The sequence below is a fragment of the Gelidibacter salicanalis genome, assembly GCF_016469035.1.
Lineage (GTDB): Bacteria > Bacteroidota > Bacteroidia > Flavobacteriales > Flavobacteriaceae > Gelidibacter > Gelidibacter salicanalis_A.
In genome coordinates, this window is sequence record NZ_JAEHJZ010000003.1 from 96,976 (window position 1) to 113,146 (window position 16,171).

General features: G+C 35.9%; 14 protein-coding genes and 2 pseudogenes. 9 read left to right on the plus strand and 7 right to left on the minus strand.

Annotation, left to right across the window (positions count from 1 at the left end; translation table 11 throughout):
- Window positions 1-18 precede the first annotated feature (18 nt).
- The 4 genes from JEM65_RS01520 (at window position 19) to JEM65_RS01535 (ending at window position 4,914) form a co-directional block, all read left to right on the plus strand.
- Entirely contained in the window at window positions 19-1,029 is a 1,011-nt protein-coding gene (locus JEM65_RS01520; RefSeq protein ID WP_199596783.1) for a DUF368 domain-containing protein, read from the plus strand.
- On the plus strand, window positions 1,030-2,049 hold the full coding sequence (locus JEM65_RS01525; RefSeq protein ID WP_199596784.1) for a DUF368 domain-containing protein: 1,020 nt from the start codon (window positions 1,030-1,032) through the stop codon (window positions 2,047-2,049).
- On the plus strand, window positions 2,018-2,773 hold the full coding sequence (locus JEM65_RS01530) for a shikimate dehydrogenase family protein (RefSeq protein WP_233530481.1): 756 nt from the start codon (window positions 2,018-2,020) through the stop codon (window positions 2,771-2,773). Before JEM65_RS01525 ends, JEM65_RS01530 begins: the two co-directional genes overlap by 32 nt.
- A 92-nt stretch (window positions 2,774-2,865) precedes the next feature.
- A complete protein-coding gene (locus JEM65_RS01535; RefSeq protein ID WP_199596785.1) occupies window positions 2,866-4,914 on the plus strand; it encodes a DUF349 domain-containing protein in 2,049 nt (682 codons plus the stop codon).
- Window positions 4,915-5,280: 366 nt separating this feature from the next.
- Here JEM65_RS01535 and mazG read toward each other — a convergent pair whose 3' ends face one another.
- The 4 genes and pseudogenes from mazG to ruvX all read right to left on the minus strand — a co-directional run bounded on the left by mazG (window position 5,281) and on the right by ruvX (window position 8,039).
- The gene (gene mazG / locus JEM65_RS01540) at window positions 5,281-6,057 is read right to left on the minus strand and encodes a nucleoside triphosphate pyrophosphohydrolase (protein WP_199596786.1); all 777 of its coding nucleotides are present in this window, start codon (window positions 6,055-6,057) and stop codon (window positions 5,281-5,283) included.
- A gap of 423 nt (window positions 6,058-6,480) precedes the next feature.
- A pseudogene (locus tag JEM65_RS01545) lies at window positions 6,481-6,891 on the minus strand (DUF5606 family protein); the annotation flags it as partial.
- Window positions 6,892-6,957: 66 nt separating this feature from the next.
- Entirely contained in the window at window positions 6,958-7,548 is a 591-nt protein-coding gene (gene def / locus JEM65_RS01550) for a peptide deformylase (protein ID WP_199596788.1), read from the minus strand.
- An 80-nt stretch (window positions 7,549-7,628) separates the two neighbouring features.
- Window positions 7,629-8,039 carry a Holliday junction resolvase RuvX gene (ruvX, locus tag JEM65_RS01555; protein WP_199596789.1) on the minus strand — a complete coding sequence of 137 codons (411 nt, stop codon included), beginning with the start codon at window positions 8,037-8,039 and terminating at the stop codon, window positions 7,629-7,631.
- Window positions 8,040-8,454: 415 nt separating this feature from the next.
- Here ruvX and JEM65_RS01560 point away from each other — a divergent pair, with 415 nt between their 5' ends.
- Genes JEM65_RS01560 through JEM65_RS01575 form a run of 4 tightly spaced genes read left to right on the plus strand, consistent with a single transcriptional unit; the run spans window position 8,455 to window position 12,178 of the window.
- Window positions 8,455-9,270, plus strand: a complete 816-nt coding sequence (locus JEM65_RS01560) for a 2,3,4,5-tetrahydropyridine-2,6-dicarboxylate N-succinyltransferase (RefSeq protein WP_199596790.1) — start codon at window positions 8,455-8,457, stop codon at window positions 9,268-9,270.
- Window positions 9,270-10,331 carry a glycosyltransferase family 9 protein gene (locus tag JEM65_RS01565; protein WP_199596791.1) on the plus strand — a complete coding sequence of 354 codons (1,062 nt, stop codon included), beginning with the start codon at window positions 9,270-9,272 and terminating at the stop codon, window positions 10,329-10,331. Before JEM65_RS01560 ends, JEM65_RS01565 begins: the two co-directional genes overlap by 1 nt.
- Window positions 10,321-11,430, plus strand: a complete 1,110-nt coding sequence (locus JEM65_RS01570) for a CDP-glycerol glycerophosphotransferase family protein (RefSeq protein WP_199596792.1) — start codon at window positions 10,321-10,323, stop codon at window positions 11,428-11,430. The genes JEM65_RS01565 and JEM65_RS01570 overlap by 11 nt, the downstream gene beginning before the upstream one ends.
- The gene (locus tag JEM65_RS01575) at window positions 11,423-12,178 is read left to right on the plus strand and encodes a glycosyltransferase family 2 protein (protein WP_199596881.1); all 756 of its coding nucleotides are present in this window, start codon (window positions 11,423-11,425) and stop codon (window positions 12,176-12,178) included. Before JEM65_RS01570 ends, JEM65_RS01575 begins: the two co-directional genes overlap by 8 nt.
- 1 nt (window position 12,179) lies before the next feature.
- Here JEM65_RS01575 and JEM65_RS01580 read toward each other — a convergent pair whose 3' ends face one another.
- Both JEM65_RS01580 and JEM65_RS01585 read right to left on the minus strand, forming a co-directional pair.
- Complete coding sequence (locus JEM65_RS01580; protein WP_199596793.1) at window positions 12,180-12,935, minus strand: lipopolysaccharide kinase InaA family protein; 756 nt, start codon at window positions 12,933-12,935, stop codon at window positions 12,180-12,182.
- A 130-nt stretch (window positions 12,936-13,065) separates the two neighbouring features.
- Window positions 13,066-13,976 (minus strand): annotated as a pseudogene (locus tag JEM65_RS01585) (IS1595 family transposase).
- 135 nt (window positions 13,977-14,111) lie between these two features.
- Here JEM65_RS01585 and JEM65_RS01590 point away from each other — a divergent pair.
- Window positions 14,112-14,921, plus strand: coding sequence for a glycosyltransferase family 2 protein (locus JEM65_RS01590; protein ID WP_199596794.1), 810 nt, complete (start codon window positions 14,112-14,114; stop codon window positions 14,919-14,921).
- Window positions 14,922-15,028: 107 nt separating this feature from the next.
- On the opposite strand, the gene JEM65_RS01595 is transcribed toward JEM65_RS01590, so the two are convergent.
- Complete coding sequence (locus tag JEM65_RS01595) at window positions 15,029-16,129, minus strand: glycosyltransferase family 4 protein (protein WP_199596795.1); 1,101 nt, start codon at window positions 16,127-16,129, stop codon at window positions 15,029-15,031.
- Window positions 16,130-16,171: the final 42 nt, after the last annotated feature.

Below are 16,171 nucleotides of genomic sequence, written 5' to 3' on the forward strand. Positions count from 1 at the left end.
TTATATGTAAAATCAACAATGCAAAGACGCTTTTCAGATTACCTATTCATATCACTTAAAGGAATTGCAATGGGAGCAGCAGATGCCGTTCCTGGAGTTTCAGGAGGTACCATAGCTTTTATTTCTGGTATTTACGAAGAATTGATTACGACTATCAGTGGCGTCAATTTAGACTTATTAAAAACCTTCAGAAAAAGTGGATTTTCTGCTTTTTGGAGCCAACTTAACGGCAACTTTTTATTGGCTCTGCTTACCGGAATAATTATCAGTTTTGTGTCGTTTATGAGACTTGCTAAATTCCTGATTGAACATCATCCCATATTGATATGGTCTTTCTTTTTTGGACTCATCGTGGCGAGTATCTTTTTTGTAGGCAAACAAATTAAAACTTGGAATTTAGGCACTATCGTGGCTTTAATCATTGGATCGCTAGCTGCATTTTACATCACGACACTGCCCTCTATGGCAAATAATGACAGCTCCATATTCTTGTTTTTTGCGGGAGCTGTGGCAATTTGTGCCATGATTTTACCTGGAATTTCAGGGTCTTTTATTTTGGTGATCTTGGGCGCTTATAAAACGCTTAGTGATGCATTACACGCTTTTGATTTTAAAAAAATAGCCATTTTCGCTGTTGGCGCGGTGATTGGGTTATTAAGTTTTAGTAGAGTATTAAAATGGTTGTTTAACCACTATAAAAATACGACGCTGGCAGTGCTTACCGGATTTATTTTTGGATCATTGAACAAGATTTGGCCATGGAAAGAGACCTTGACCGTTTTAGAAAAGTCGACTGGCAACACTGCTCCCATCCAAAATGTAACAGATTTTGGAACTCTTGAAGTCTACCAAGGACAGATTAATGATTTTGAGACCTTTAAGATGATCTCAGAAAAGAGTGTATGGCCGCTTCACTATTCAGAAATCAATAACGGCGTAGACCCGCAAATAACCTGGGCTATTGGATTGATGATTGTGGGATTTTTAACTATCTTCATTCTTGAAAAAGTAGGCTCCAAAACTCCATAAATGCAAAGCACCAGAACCTTTACAGATAAACTTTTTTTAGTTATAAAGGGCTTGGCTATGGGTGCTGCAAATAAGGTCCCTGGGGTTTCAGGTGGAGTTGTTGCGTTTGTGGCGGGATTTTATGAAGAGTTTATTTACTCACTTCAGAAAGTAAACAAAACAGCCTTTAAATTACTTTTTAACGCTCGTTTCAAAAGTTTTTTCCATTATATAAACGGACGATTTTTGGGTTTGCTTTTCTTAGGAATGATTATCAGCTATTTTAGCATCTCCAAAATTCTAGATTATTTTCTTGTCCATTCTGAGCTTTATGTATGGAGCCTTTTCTTCGGATTGATTATCGGTTCCATTTATTACATTAACAAAGATTTCAACGACTGGAACTACAAAACCATCGTCGCGCTTGTTATAGGTATTGTTTTGGGTGTTGGAATCAGTTTCCTTGACCCTGCCAAAGAAAACGATAATCTATTTTTTGTGTTTTTCTGTGGCATCATCAGCGTTTCAGGCATGACCCTACCAGGTTTTTCTGGTTCTTTTATTCTCATCCTATTAGGAAACTATGTACTCTTATTGGTAGATTCTGTCAACGCTCTTTCAGATACTTTTTATGAAATTATCGTGGGTGATTTTAGCGTGTTCCACAACTCAGAGCGCATTACCTTACTCAAAGTTTTAATCGTTTTTACATTAGGTTCTGTAACCGGATTGGTAACGTTTTCACACATGTTGAGCTACATTCTTAAACATTACAAAAGCATTACCACCGCCTCTATTATTGGCTTTATTGTGGGCTCTCTAGGTGTTGTTTGGCCTTGGAAAAAAACCATCTATAGACTCGCAGATGATGGGGGATTTATCTTTGACTCCGCAGGCAAGAAAGTAGTTTCCAATTACGAACGCTTTATACCGAGTTTGCATAGTGAAACCTATTTGGCAATAGTATATATTGGAGTTGGTATTATAATTGTTTTAGCATTAGAATGGTATGGAAACAAAACTAGAAAAATCAATGTCTAGATTTGGGCTGGTGGGTAAAAATATTGAATATTCATTTTCAAAAGCCCATTTTACGACCAAGTTTGAGAATGAACAGCTCCCGTATTCTTACGAGAACTTTGACATTGATACTATTTTAAAATTTCCAGAAATTTTAGAACAAGGAGATCTGATGGGCCTCAACGTTACGATTCCCTATAAAGAACAAGTCATTCCTTATTTAGATTCACTTCATGAAACAGCATCAGAAATAGGTGCCGTTAACACCATAAAAATCTACGCGTCCGGAAAAACAAAAGGCTTTAACACAGATTATTACGGATTTACAGAATCCATCCAACCGTTGTTAAAACCTCATCATGTTAAGGCATTGATTTTAGGTACAGGTGGCGCCTCTAAAGCTATTGCTTATGCTTTAAAAAAGTTAGAGATCAGCTTTGAGTATGTCTCTCGAAGCCCAAATGCTAAGGCAAAATTTTTATATACTGATCTCACAGAAGCTATTATCAGAGACCATAAAATCATTATCAACTGTACGCCAGTGGGCACCCATCCCAACGTCAATCAATGTCCTGATATCCCGTATGATGCAATTACCAAAGTGCATTTGCTTTATGATTTGATTTATAATCCTATTCAAACAAAATTTTTGATCTGCGGCGAAATTAAAGGTGCCACTATTTGCAACGGCTCAAAAATGCTGGAATATCAAGCTGAAAAAGCATGGGAGATTTGGAGCAAGTAGGCTAAATGGCCTAAAAGCAACTTTCTCTTTTGTAATCTAAGGGGTTGTTAGTATATTTACTTCCAACAACATGAACTTTAAACATTACGACGATGTCAGAGAAAGATAACCTGCATGATGCAGATGGAAACGAGGATTTAAAAAGCAAGGCTATCACTACTGAATACACAGTTGCTGAAAACCAAAACACACCAGAAGATACCCCTTCAAACGAAACAACTGAAGCATCAGATGCTATCAAAAGTGAAGCCACTGAAACCCCAAAAGACGAAGAGCAAGCAGATCAACCTGTAGAAGATAACACAACAGCAACGGCTAATTCAGAAGACACAGCAGCTAACAAGAAAGACGCACATGTGGATGAAATTGAAAAATCCAATGCTGAAGATGCTGAAGACGAAGGCAATAATGAGCGCCATACTTTAGAGGATAAAGACTACCACTCCATGACTATGGAGCAGTTGGCAGATGAATTTGAAACCTTACTAAAGAACAAAAAAGTTCAGACTATAAAGTCTCATATAGACGAGATTAAAACCGAATTCAACTCTAAGTTTTCAGAAATTCTAGAAGAAAAGAAAGAGGAATTCTTAAGCGAAGGCGGAAGTGAGATTGATTTCTTTTATTCCAGCCCGCTAAAAAAGCGCTTCAATGCGCTTTATAAAGATTACAAAAACAATCTTAACGCATATTACAAGACTTTAGAGACCAATCTGAAGTCTAATTTAGAGAACAGATTACGCATTATTGAGGATATTAAAGGCCTGATTAATGTTGAAGAAAACATCAACACCACCTATAAACTTTTTAAGGATTTACAGGAAGAATGGCGTACTGCTGGTCCAATACCAAGAGACAAATACAATAATGCATGGAATACGTACCACCATCATGTAGAGATTTTCTATGACTTTTTGCATCTCAATCGCGATTTGCGCGATATGGATTTCAAACACAATCTCGATCAGAAATTAAAAATCATCGACCGTGCTGAGGAATTGGCCCAAGATGACAATTCAAACCGAGCTTTTAGGGAGTTGCAGGTACTCCATAAAATGTGGAAGGAAGACTTAGGCCCTGTTGATAAAGAACATAGAGAGGCTATTTGGGAGCGTTTTAGCAACGCAACCAAAACCATACATGATAAAAGACAAGCCTATTACGCTGACGTTGATAAAGCCCACGAAGCCAATCTGGAGAAAAAAGAAGCCATCATTGCTAAAATTGAAGAGATAGCTAAGGATGAACTCAATTCTCATCAGGCGTGGCAAAATAAAATTAAGGTTATTGAAGGCTTGCGTACTGAATTTTTTAACGCTGGCAAGGTACCTATTAAAGTAAATGAAGCCACATGGGCAAAATTTAAAGCTGCTGTAAGAACTTTTAACAAAAAGAAAAATTCGTTTTATAAAGGTTTAAAAAAGGATCAATATACCAATTTACAGAAGAAATTGGATTTGATCAAAATTGCTGAAGAGCACAAGGATAGTGATGATTTTGATACTGTTACACCATTGATGAAGAAAATTCAGAATGAATGGAAAGAGATTGGACACGTGCCAAGGAAGGACAGTGACAAGATATGGAAACGATTTAAAGCTGCGTGTAACCATTATTTTGACAAGCTGAATGCTGAACGCAACGCTGCAAATAAAGGCGAAGTAGAAGCTTTTGAAAAGAAATCGAAATTACTTGATAATTTAAAAGAATTATCACTAAGCGGTACGCCTGAGGAAGATTTAGAGACCATTAAGAAAAAAACTGAAGAGTGGAATGCTTTAGGACCAGTACCGCAAAATAAACGTTTCATTGAAGGTAAATTCAATAAAGCAGTAGATAGCTTATTCAATAATTTAAAAATGGATAAGTCTGAAGTAGAAATGATCAAGTTTGAAAACAAACTGGAGCATTTATCTCAACCGGACGATACGCGATTGCTAGACAATGAACACCATTTTATTCGTAAAAAAATTGATGAAGTGCGTGGGGAGATTAACCAATTGGAAAATAATCTTCAATTTTTCTCCAATATTGATAAAACCAATCCTTTGGTCAAAGATGTATTGAACAATATAGAAAACCACAAGGAAAACTTAGCTGTTTGGGAAGAAAAATTCAAGAAGCTGAAAGAACTGTATTAATAGTAAAGTATAGACTAATTAAAAAGTCTCAATTTTTCAAGAAGAAAAATTGGGCCTTTTTTTTATGACATCAAAGTTATGAATCAAAGTTATGAATGAACAACCTCGACCCAAGGGTANNTTGCTTCGCAACTTTTAAAAATTGAGTTTCACTAATTTAAAAAGACGAAATGGCCTAAAAATCAAATCCTATCTGTGAAAACAGATAGGATTTTGACCCCTAACTAAACTAAATTTTTAATCTTAATTAATACCGCTTAAAATATAACTAAGACTACCTACTTATGATTATGAAACTAATTAAAGTTTCATTGTATCATATATACGAATACAATCCCGTCTTGGATTACGAGATGACATAAAAAATCAAACTTTTTTTGCTTCTTCCCAAAATACATCCATTTCTTTCAATGTCATCTCTGATAGAGGCAGGTTGATTTCCCGAGACTTAGCCTCTAAATACTGAAATCTTTTGATGAATTTCTTATTGGTGCGTTCCAATGCGTTCTCGGGATTTATTTTTAAAAACCGCGCATAATTAATGATAGAAAAAAGCACATCACCCAATTCACTTTCCATTTTATCGGCATCGCCTTTAGCGATTTCAACTTTTAATTCGGCGAGCTCCTCCTCCACTTTCTCGTACACCTGTTCTGGATGGTCCCAATCAAAACCAATCCCGGCAACTTTATCTTGTATGCGATTGGCCTTTACCATTGCGGGCAAACTATTTGGCACGCCTTGAAGCACACTTGTTTTTCCTTTCTCTCTTAATTTAATCTGTTCCCAGTTGCGTTTCACATCTTCTTCATTTTCTACCTTTACGTCTCCATATATATGTGGGTGGCGTTCCACTAGTTTATCACAAATACTGTTACACACATCTGCAATATCAAAATCTTTTGTTTCACTCCCAATGCGCGAATAAAAAACGATATGTAAGAGCACATCGCCTAATTCTTTTTTAACCTCATCTAAATCTTTATCCAAAATTGCATCGCCCAACTCATAAACCTCTTCAATGGTTAAATGCCTGAGCGTTTCCATGGTCTGTTTCTTATCCCATGGGCATTGCTCGCGCAATTCGTCCATAATAGTTAGAAGTCGGTCAAAGGCTTGGAGCTGTTCTTGTCTACGTGTCATGTGGTTGCTTTTCTAAATTTTAAAATTACGAAAACGAATGTTGTTTGCTAGTTTATACATGAGAATCTTACGCTGGGAAAAGAGACCCTGATGGCCGACAGGCAGGCGCTGCGCTGCTAGAATCAAGAACCAAGACTAATTCACGGTCAGTAATGGCGATCCACTTAAAATTGGAAAATTCAAGGCATGATTTTATATAAAATGAAACCCCACAATTTTCAAAAGAAATCGCGGGGTTTTTATGTGTCCTGAACCAAATCTCGATTCTTGATTCTAATATCTTAATTCTAATTAAGTTTTTCTAGCGCTTGTATTTTTAGTAGATCCACCTTTTTTTGACGCCGAAGCTTTAGTCCCTACATTTTTAGAGGTATTAGGTTTAGCCGTCGTTTTAGATTGGGCTTCTTCAACTTTAGCAGCTGTTGACTTATCCTCGTTTTCTTTATCCAGTGCAGACAACAAGTCATTAGATTGCAAAATATTATACCATTGGATGACTTTCTTAATGTCACTTGGGTATACACGGTCTTCATCATAATCAGGTAATACTTCAAAGAAATACTCTTCTAGCTTATCTTTAGAATCTTTATGACTGATTGTCGTTTGCTTGCCATCTTCCTTTTCACGTACCTTTTTGAACACCTCGCGTAATGGCACTTCTTCAGTAAGCGTATACATAGCAATTTCACTCAAAACACTTACATTACTATGAATATCAACGGTAATACGTTTATTATCAAGCAACGATTCTGCAACAAAACCGCTACGTGTTTGGGTTACAATTTTAAATAGCCCTGGTTTCCCTGAAATGGATAAAATCTTATCTAAACTCATATTCTTTATATGCTTTTTATTTTGACGGAGACAAATATATACCTTTGCCTTTAGGATTGTAAAAAATTAACGTTTCTTTTTCATCGCAGGAAAACGCATCTTGTAATCGACGCTAATATTTCCTTTTGAAATATTATTCAATCTACTTTTGATTAAACGCTTCTTTAGAGTTGATAACTTATCGGTAAATAAGATACCATCAATATGATCATATTCATGCTGAATCACTCTGGCGACAAGTCCGTCAATTTCTTCAACATGCGTTTTAAAATCTTCATCTTGATATTGGATCTTGATTTTAGGTTTTCTAAACACATCTTCCCTAACCTCCGGAATACTCAAACAGCCTTCATTAAAAGCCCATTCATCCCCAGTTTCTTCAATGATTTCTGCATTTATAAACGTACGCTTAAACCCTTCTAATTGCGCTTTCTCTTCAGCGGTCAAATCTTCATCTTCGGAAAAAGGAGTCGTATCTATGACAAACAAACGAATGGCCAAGCCCACTTGTGGCGCAGCTAAACCAACCCCATAAGCATCATACATGGTTTCATACATATTGGCAATGAGTTCCTTCAATTTTGGATATTCGGCCGAAATATTTTCGCCTTCCTTTCTTAAAACAGGATCGCCATAGGCAACAATAGGTAAAATCATTGTTCTTTAAATTTAAGAGTGCAAAAATACAACACTTATTTAGGATTTTAGAAACTTCAGTTAAAATTGTTGCGCAGCACTTACTGATTGTACAAATAACTTTGAAGGATAATGGTCGCACTAATTTCGTCCACCAAGGCTTTATTTTTGCGTTGCCCTTTTTTGAGTCCGCTGTCAATCATGGTTTGAAAGGCCATTTTTGAAGTAAAGCGCTCGTCGACGCGCTTAACTGGCATTGTAGGAATGACTTTAGCTAGTTTTGTCAAAAAAGACTGAATGGATTCCTCACTTTCAGAAACCTCGTTATTCATCTGCTTTGGTTCTCCAACTAGAAACAATTCAACATTCTCCTTGGCTATATAGTCCTTTAAAAAAGGTAAAAGTTCTTTAGTGGCAACCGTTGTCAATCCGGAAGCGATGATTTGAAGTTCGTCAGTAACCGCAATACCAGTGCGTTTTGTGCCGTAATCTATTGCTAAAATTCTTGCCATACCACTTCCTGCGTAGGCAGGATTCTCATTTTAAATTCTTAATATGCAAAGTTACGTGAATTAAATTTCTGACTGAAGAGATTCATTGTAAATCATTATTGTGCGCTAAAGAATTAAGATCCTGCCTCGCCGGCAGGCAGGCGCTNNAAACAAGGTGTCATTTTTAAGTTTTTGAACCAGATCATACTTTAAGGGGGTTTGCAAACTTTTCGCCTGTTTTACCGGACACTGATGATTGGAAATTAGTAATTCAGAAATTGTCTTACTAAGACCTCCAATGAAGTGACAGAGCTACACACAAAATATTGATATCATCATTAGTAACAGCGTTCAAAAAAAGCAATTGATAAAGTTGCACCAAGAAATTTTCCAAAATGAATTATAGCTTTATATTTGTGTAAATTAAAATTTAGATATGGAACAACTACAACAAAATATAGAGAATGCTTGGGAAAATCGCGAATTACTTTCGGATAAAGTCACCATAGAAAGTATTAGAAGCGTTATTGATTTACTCGATGAAGGCACCCTGAGAGTGGCTGAACCTACCACTGATGGTTGGCAGGTAAATGAATGGGTGAAAAAAGCAGTAGTACTGTATTTCCCGATTCAAAAAATGGAAACCTTTGAAGTAGGTATTTTTGAATATCACGACAAAATCCCTTTAAAACGTGGGTATGCAGATAAAGGCATCCGTGTGGTACCTCATGCTGTTGCGAGACATGGTGCCTATATTAGTAGAGGCACGATTTTGATGCCCAGTTATGTAAACATTGGTGCTTATGTAGATGAAGGTACGATGGTGGATACTTGGGCAACGGTGGGCAGTTGTGCGCAGATTGGAAAAAACGTGCATTTATCAGGTGGTGTTGGCATTGGTGGGGTTTTAGAGCCTTTACAAGCCGCTCCGGTAATCATAGAAGACAATGCCTTTATTGGCAGCAGATGCATTGTAGTGGAAGGTGTAAGAGTGGAAAGAGAAGCGGTTTTAGGTGCAAATGTATGTTTAACGGCCTCTACAAAAATTATTGATGTAACCGGTGATCAACCTGTAGAAATGAAGGGTATTGTACCAGCACGCTCCGTAGTGATTCCGGGAAGTTATGCAAAAGAATTTCCAGCAGGAACCTACAATGTGCCTTGCGCATTGATTATCGGAAAACGCAAAGAAAGCACCAACAAAAAAACGTCTTTAAATGATGCGTTGCGGGAATATAATGTGGCTGTTTAATGAAAGTTTTAATCATACAAAAGAAAATGATTGGCGATGTGTTAGCAAGCAGTATTCTGTTTGAAGCATTGAAAGCAAAATATCCTGATGCAGTTTTGCATTATGTTATAAATTCGCATACATTTCCTGTTGTTGAGCACAACCCTTATATTGACAAACTTGTTTTCTTTACTCCAGAAATGAAACACAATAAAGGGCCTTTATGGCATTTTATAAAATCAATTCGCAAGGAACAATATGACGTAGTTGTTGATGTTTATTCTAAACCCTTAAGCATTCTTATGACACTATTTTCTGGCGCAAAAACCAGAATATCTAAATACAAGTATTATACGTACTTCATCTATAACCATCCAATTATATACGCAAATAAGGCTAGAACCAATGCTAGTTTAGCAATAGAAAATCGTTTGAAGTTACTTGAACCATTAGGAATTGAGGGTACCATTATCAAGCCGAAAATATATTTGACGCAAGAAGAAATTGAAGTTTCAAATGCATTTTTAAAACAGTATCATTTAAATCTTTCTAAACCCCTATTTATGATTAGTGTTTTAGGGAGTGATCCTAATAAAACCTATCCTTTTCCATACATGGCGGAAGTAATTGATACGATTGTTGCCCAAACCCAAGGTCAGGTCTTATTCAATTATATACCAAAGCAAATTAACGAAGCAAAAGCAATTTATGACCTCTGTAAGAAAGAGACTCAAAATCAAATTTATTTTGATGTGTATGGAGAGAATTTGAGAATGTTTTTGGCCATTACAAAACATTGCACTGCGCTAATAGGCAATGAAGGCGGCGCCGTAAACATGGCTAAAGCATTGGATATCCCCACATTTACTATTTTCTCCCCTGGGCTCAGTAAAGAAAATTGGAACATGTTTGAAGATGGAAAAAACCACGTTTCGGTACATCTCCAGGATTATATCAACTATTCTAAAAACACCTTAGATGATGCTAAAAAAAATCCACAACCGTATTATTTAAAATTCAAGCCTGAATACATCATTCCAACATTAACTGTTTTTCTAAAAGCATTTCCCAATGGCTTATAAATTTCTCATATACATATCTTACAGTTATGCAGTGCCCGTCGGAATTCCGTTGGAGGAAGAGATCATCAATCGTGGCCATACCATCAAGTGGTTTAGTGATTTAGAAAACGGGAAACAGAGTCTCAAAGGTAAAAGCAACCTATTAAATACAATTGAAGATGTTGTTGCCTATAAACCTGAGATAGTTCTCGGGGCTACTGACGATGTACCTGATTTTATTACGGGATTAAAAGTTCAAATATTTCATGGATTTTTTGCAAAAAAAAGACCATTAAAAAACGGTGAATTCTATCATTTTAGAATCCGTGGATTTTTCGACCTTTATTGTACACAGGGCCCGAGCACTACAAATGTATTCACCAAGCTTTCAAAAGAACTTAAATATTTTGAAGTCATTGAAACAGGATGGAGCAAGGCAGACCCTATGTTTCCTCTAGAAAAAAGTAGTGATTCAACACCCTCTAAAACAGACCAACGCCCTACTATAATGATTGCTTCAACCTTTACCGAACGTTTAAGCTTGGCATACAACGATGCCGTTTTCAACGAAATTAAACGACTTTCTAATTCCAACACCTATAAGTTTATCATGGTGTTACATCCCAAATTACCATTGCATATCATAGAAAAGTGGCAATTTTTAACCAATGCCAATTTTAATTTTTTTAATACGACTGATTTAATCCCCTTGTTTTTAAAAGCTGATATTCTTTTTGCCGACACCACCTCAGCAATTCAAGAATTTGTGCTTCAAAAAAAACCTGTTGTTACCTTTAAACATAGAGTACACGAAGATTTTTTAATAGATATTGATGATCCCCAAGAAATTGAAACGGCCTTTTCAACAGCTTTAAATCCGTCAGAAGACTTACTTGAAAGAATAGACACCTATATTGAAAACCTGCATCCTTATGTTGATGGAAAATCAAGTAAACGTGTCATTGATGCTTGTATATCGTTTTTGCACAAAGACAGAAGTTACCTTAATAACAAACCGTTCAATTTAATTCGCAAATATAAAATAAGAAAACGTTTGGCGTATTTTACGCTAAAAAGTTATAATGAACAATACGCCATTGAAAGGCAAGAACATGAATAAACTTTCTGTAATAATTCCCACTGGAAATGAATCTTATAACATTGCAGAGGTCATTGCTTCTGTTAATTTTGCAGATGAAATTTTAGTAGTTGACAGCTTTAGTACTGATGGAACTTATGAAAAAGCTTTAAAGCTGGCCACTAAGGTTATTCGAAGAGACTACATTTATTCTGCTTCTCAAAAAAACTGGGCCATTCCACAAGCTAAGCACGAATGGATTTTATTAGTTGATGCTGATGAACGTGTAACTCCGGAGTTGCAAAAGGAAATCATTGAAACACTGGAAAATCCAAAACCGGATGTTGTCGCATATTGGATTGGAAGAAACAACCATTTTATGGGAGAACGTGTTCATTATAGTGGCTGGAGAAATGACAAAGTAATTCGATTATTTAAACGAGATTTCTGTACATATGAAGATAAACATGTTCATGCAGAAATCATTGCCAATGGAACTGTAAGTAGTTTACATCACAAACTTTATCACAACACTTACACAACATTCGACAACTATGTAGAAAAAATTAATCGCTATGCAAATTGGCAAGCTGAGGATTACAACAAAAAAACCGGCAAACTCACAGCCTATCACTTTGTTATCAAACCTTTTTATGGGTTTTTTAAACATTACATTTTACAAAGCGGGTTTAGAGATGGGTTTGTTGGCTTAACTATTGGGTATATTCAAGGTTATACCGTCTTTATGCGCTATGTAAAATTATGGTTACTTAGAAAAGGTAGAAAATAAATTATATCTTCAGCTTTTGTTTCAATCGTTTCTTCCTGTGATATTTTTCCTGAAAAGCCTCAGTCTCACGCCACATTGCATTAAAAACCGTATCATAAGGTTTACCAATGCATTTTGCGTATTCGTCGCTCATCACCTCTACCATAGATTTATGCTTTGTTAACCGTGCGAAGTTTTTTATTCTGGTCTCAAAATCCAAACTTCCAAATTGCATCCGATTTAAATCTACCAAATAAAAATCATAATCCTCACCGTTTTTATTAATAAGGGTGTTCCCAGGAGAATGGTCCAAAAACTTGACCCCCTTTTCGTGCAGTTGGTATGTAAATCTCGTAAAGGCGCGTAGAATGGTTTCGTAATTGGGATAATCAAAATCTGTTGTAAGTTCCCTATAGGTCAAATCGCAATCCAACTGTTCACTTATATAGTAACTTTTCTTAAATAGAAATAGTGTATGAAATTCGTAATATGCTATGGGTTGCGGTGTACGAATTCCTAATGTGAGCAATTTATTAGCATACTCATAAGAGCGTTGTGCTTTACTTTTTCTAAAAAATCGATACGCAATTTGATTAACAAGATTGGGTACACGAAAGGACTTCACATTAATGGTAAAATCATTTAGCATAAATAATTTTAAGGTATTTCGTTTTTGATTCCCGTAGTCTTCGCCTTTGGTTGCAAAATCATGAATGATGTCGTCAAAAAAATCTGTTTCTAATATATGAGCGCTATGTACTGACCTCTTTCTTTTCATACTTTTTTCACCTTAAATACTGCCTTAATTTTCAATTATTTATGATTAAACACTAGGATAATATCAGTTCTGTTTATTTTTTAGAACATGCTTCAAAAATATAAAATTATAACTGTATATCCGTTTTTACTCATAACCACGTAATATTGGCAATTACAAGCCTATCGAAGATCTTCTCCCCAAAATATCTTCGATTGAGCTTGTAAACAAACTCGTTCAGATATAACTGTAGGTATTTCCTCTTTATCTTGTGATGATTGCCCACAACATTGCGCTTGGCATTGCTGATTGTTATGTGGACCCACCTCAAGGTCCCCTTTGTTGTTTCTCCGCTCGATCTCTCGCTGATGTGCAGTTCCACGTAATCGGCAATGTTGACATATGATGTGCTCTGGTCGGTAAAGACAATGGTCTGTTCTTGGGCAATCGAATCGCGTTCTGGAGTGTTCGGTCTGTACCATCCGCTTTATGGTCCTCCAACACTTTGGCCTTGAAATAACGGCATGGCGCTCAACCTTTCCAGTGTCCAGATCTTCAAGGACCGCGCTCTCTGCCATCACGATCACATTGGATTTTGTCTTGCTTCCCCGTCCCGGTTTTTGTGTCCTGTGCTCATTTTCGGAAGCTTCTATGGTGAAATAGCCCTCATCCATTTCGATCATTCCCTCCAAGGCATATCTGTCATCTCTCTTTCCCATTGCCCTGCGCAGTTTATAGACCATCGCCCAAACAGGCTCGTAACGTTTTAGGCCCAACTGGCGCTGGATCTCCTTGGAGGAAAAGCCCTTTTTGGTGGCCGTCAGCAGGAACATGGCCTTGTACCAGGTCAGAAAGGACAGGTTTGAACTCTGCATGATCGTGCCGCTGCGCAAAGAAGTCCTGCTCCGGCATTTTTTACATTCGTAGCTCCACTAGCTCTTTATCCAATAATGCTCCGTATGCGAGCACTTCTTGCAGGCGACTCCTATCTCGTTCTTCCTTAAAATGCGTGCGGCATGCCTTTTCACTGCTGAATTCGGCCGAAAAACTAAAAATATTCATACCTTTATTTTTTGTCTAAAATACTCAAAATTTGCGATTATTCGTGATTGGGGATATACAAAATTATAACTTGTTTTTTTGTAATATGATCCTGCATCTAAAAAAAAACATAAATTTACCTTTCAAAATATCAATATGTCGACTTATCCTACGTGCTCTCTTGTTACTCCTACTTATAATTGGCCTGAAGCTCTAGAACTTTTGCTTTTAAGCGTGAAAGAACAATCACATTTACCAAATGAAGTTATTATTGCAGACGATGGTTCCAGAAAAGAAACTCAGGAATTGATCAAAAAAATTCAGCAAGATTTCCCTGTTCCTTTGATTCATGTTTGGCATGAGGACAACAAAAACCAAAAGCCGGCCATTATGAATAAAGCTATTGCCAAATCAAAATATGATTATATCATTGAAATTGATGGTGACATTATAATGCACAAGGATTTTGTAAAAGATCATCTGGAAATGTCACAAAAAAATATGTTTTTGTATGGCAGTAGGGTAAACATTCAAAAAGGTTTTTTAGATGATTTATTTAGCGAAAAACAGATTTCATTTCATTTTCTTTCAAAAGGAATAAAAAAAAGAGGTAGAACACTCCGTATTCCCTTCTTATCCAATATTTATACTGAAGAGACAGAAAGATCTTCAAAACTAAGAGGCTGCAATATGTCCTTTTGGAAAAATGATTTTATTAAAATTAACGGTTTTAATGAAGACCTTGTTGGCTGGGGTATTGATGATAGTGAAATGATTCAGAGACTTTTAAATATTGGTGTGAAAGGCAAACGTTTAAAGTTTAGAGGTATTGTCTACCATATCTATCATAAAGAACAAAATAAAAGCCATATTAATATTAACAAAATTATTGAAGAAGAAACCACTAATAAAAAGATAACTTTTATTATAAATGGGATTAATCAATACTTAACTAAGAAACTTTGATACTTCAATAATTATTAACTGATTATAATGCTGCGCAGTACCCCATCAATTTTATCGCTCCTTTTCATTAATAAGTAACTATTATTGACGTGATTTTTCATACGGAATTAAGAAATGCTCCTGTAATTTTCTAAAGTTTGTTCTGCTAATTGTTTGGTTGTAAACTTTTGAAACAACAATTCATAAGACTTCTCTGCAAAAACTTTTTGCAATTCCTTGTCTTCAGACAAATATTTTAAATTTTCAGCTAATTTCTTGTAGTCTTTAACATCCGCTAAAAGTCCATTCTCATTATGCTTTATAGCCTCCGTTGTTACGCCAATTTTAGTCGTAACTACAGGCACTTTTCTATACATAGAATCCAATATAGAGGTAGGGCCACCTTCGCGTTCGGAGGTTATTATAAAAATGTCCATTTGAGGAAGTAAATCCATAGCATACTCCTGAAAACCAGTCGTAACAAAATAGGGTTCAAGACCATACTCTTTAATTAAAGGCATAAAATCGGCAGTATGCTTTCCTTCCTTGCCTATTTGAATAAAGCACACATTCTTAACATTCAACTCATGGACTAATTCATTAGCGGTTTTAACTAAAGTAACTAAATCCTTTGCTTTTGCATGATTAGCGATGTTACCTATTATAATACTGGAGTCTGGAATAGAAAATTCCTTTCGCAAACTTACTGTACTCCTTTTCTCTGAACGTTCCACTTTTATGCCATCGTAAACCACACATAATTTATGATGATTTTTTGGTTTTAGTACTTTTTTAAAAGCGACTTCAACAGCCTTCGATACACAAATAATTTTTTTTATGCCTCTGTAATTATATTTCAGAAAACTTAAAAAGCTAACACTTCCGCTAATCCCTTTTTTAGAAAAAACAGTCGGTATTTTCAATCCAAATAAAACATCAGAAATGACATAAGCTGTTACCGAATTGCTTGTGTGTAAATGTAAAATATCCGGCTGATGCTCTTTCACGTAATTCCTTAAAGACTTCGCATAATTTAATGAAAGTGCTTTTGCCTTTGGCATACTTAGGTATGGAATTGTATTTTGAATTGCTCTTTCTTCAATTGCCGAATTTTCAAAACAAAATATGACGTTTTCAATATGTAATTTATTTAACCCATAAATCAAATCGAACAATTGTTGCTCATTTCCACCCCAAACACTTGCGCCCGAAACATGTAAAATTTTCATATATAAAATTTAGACACAAATATATAAGAAATATTCTTTCAA